3 protein-coding genes are annotated in these 2,360 nt (G+C 44.4%); all 3 read right to left on the minus strand.

Annotated elements, in window-relative coordinates; genetic code table 11:
• On the minus strand, positions 1-690 hold a 690-nt coding region (locus ACH2DQ_RS03915; protein WP_395025655.1), incomplete at its 3' end, for a glycoside hydrolase family 172 protein.
• 63 nt (positions 691-753) lie between these two features.
• Complete coding sequence (locus ACH2DQ_RS03920; RefSeq protein WP_394914532.1) at positions 754-1,581, minus strand: carbohydrate ABC transporter permease; 828 nt, start codon at positions 1,579-1,581, stop codon at positions 754-756.
• The coding region (locus tag ACH2DQ_RS03925; protein ID WP_395025658.1) for a carbohydrate ABC transporter permease at positions 1,578-2,360 on the minus strand (783 nt) is incomplete at its 5' end. The genes ACH2DQ_RS03920 and ACH2DQ_RS03925, both read right to left, overlap by 4 nt.

Consider the following 2,360-nt stretch of genomic DNA (forward strand, 5'->3'; position numbering starts at 1 on the left):
CCACCAATATCGCTGCAAAGTGGACAGGGCAAGATAGGTTCCGGCATAATGCCCCTTTCCCCTGATCCCATCTGCTATGATGTAGTCCACCCCCGGCTCCGTTAACGGTTGTCTTCTCCAGCTGGCATGAAAATAGCTGCATTCTTCCGGCAGTGAATCATAGAGACAGTAATCTATCTGATAGAAAAATGCCGGAATCTGATTTACATGCTGATTCTCCAGTGTAATGCGCGCACCTCTGTGAAACGGCATTTGAAAATAGGAATTAAATCCTCTTGCGGGCACCACCACGATCGGGAGTGAATTCACCATGCATTCTTTACCGAATCCACAGCAGAAAAAATCACCCAGGGGTACCTCCACCGAGGGATCTTCTTCCCCGTCCCAGTACATGCGCAGTATCAGATCCCGAAGGACAAAACAATCCCCGGGTGACGTCTGATTATCCACCGTAATCCAAATATGGCTGATGATGCCGCATCCCTTCATATCCCCCAGAATTACCGTTTCTCCGGGTGGAATATTTTTCAGGCATGGGCTTCCTTTCCTGGAAGGCCCCAGGACACCTGCCGCCATACCGCCCTTTCCCTTTTCTCCTGTGGGATTCTCCGCATTTACAGCCCTTGATCTTCCGTGCCGGAAAAATGGCATTGCGCTTAATTCTCCGGGCAGGCTTCCATATCTCTCCATATGAATTTCCCTCCTGATTCATAATCCGGTAACAACCGTGATCGTACATTTATTTACCAATTATTATCCCTTCGTAGCTCCCATGGTCATTCCCGCTGTCACCCATTTATTCAGCAAGAAGTAAATCACCAGCGGAGGCAGAATTGAAATTACAATAGCTGCAAAAGTGGAACCCCAGTCTACATTTCCAAACGCACCCACGTAATCTTTCAACCCCATAGCTACGGTCTTAGCCTTGGAATCACTGATAAAGGTATTGGCGAATATAAAGTCATTCCAGATCAGGATGCTGTACATAGAAGCGATGGTGATAACCGTATTTCTAGCCAAAGGGAAGACAATCTGTCCAAATATGCGGTAGGATGAGCAGCCGTCTACAATAGATGCCTCAATCAGTTCATTAGGCACAAAACTGTAAAAGCTTACAAACATCATAACCGAAAGAGGCAGTGCAAATCCTACCTGGGGCAGAATCATGGAAAAGCTGGTATTTAGCACCCCCATTTTGCTGTAGAAAATAAAGAGGGGAATCAGGGTAATCTGAACCGGTACCATAATTCCAAATGTAAAAAATGCATAAATCCCACGGTTCATCCTGATATTAAATTTGGAAATGGCAAAACCTGCAGTAGCACTTAATGCCACAATTAATATGAGGGATATTCCGGTCACTTTTAAACTGTTCCACATATAACCGCCAATTTTTCCATCTGAAAGAACATTCATAAAATTTTCAAAGGTCACTTTGCTGGGGAGTGCAAATGGTGCGCTGGCAAGCTCCACAGAAGGCTTAATACTGGCGATAAATAACCAGATTACCGGATAAATCTGAATCACCAGAAATCCCAGAATGAATATAATAAAAATAATTTTCCAGGCTTTTCTTTTCATCCTTTTGCCCTCCTCTGTTTTCTTCGTTCCCTTTCCAACGCTTTTATTTCCCGCTCCTCTCTGCTGGTAAACAGCTTCCGAAGTGTAAATACCACCAATACACTTTCAATAATAATAAAAACGGCAAGCGCACTTCCATAACCGTACTGATTGCTGGAAAATGCTTTCTTATACATATAAGTTGACATGAGTTCACTGGTATTTCCTGGACCTCCGCCGGTTAATAGGAACGGTATGTCAAATCCTCTCAGCGCTCCCGTCAGGCACATGGTCAGAGTGAGCAGCAGAATATCTTTGATCAGGGGGATTTTGATTTTAAACAGGATCTGACGTTCCGATGCCCCATCCATTTTAGCTGCTTCATAGACTGAAGGATCCAGTGATACCAGAGCTGCGTAGAAGATTACCATATACATGCCGGTAAATCTCCAGCCTTCCGGCACGGAAACAGCTGCCAGCACCGTTTTAACATTCGCAAGCCAGGAAGTCGCAAGCCCGCCCAGTCCCACGGAATTCAAGATCTGGTTAAAAAGTCCCATAGGTTCTGTAGCGTAAATGCTGCGAAACAGCTGGGTTACAGCTACGGTAGTCACGATACACGGCACATAATACAACGTTTTTACAAGCGTTACCCGTTTCGTCATATAAGTCAGCAATATAGCAAACAACAATCCAACCGATAACTGTATGACCACCACAATCAGCAGGTAAATCAGATTGTTTACAAATGCTGTATAAAAAACTTTATCCTTGAACATGGTTATGTAGTTATCAAACAT

The sequence above is a fragment of the Robinsoniella sp. genome, from assembly GCF_034124845.1.

What these genes read in the sequence shown, in the direction of transcription:
- ACH2DQ_RS03920 (WP_394914532.1), bottom strand. Translation starts at nt 1,581, where the DNA reads ATGAAAAGAAAAGCCTGGAAAATTATTTTTATTATATTCATTCTGGGA.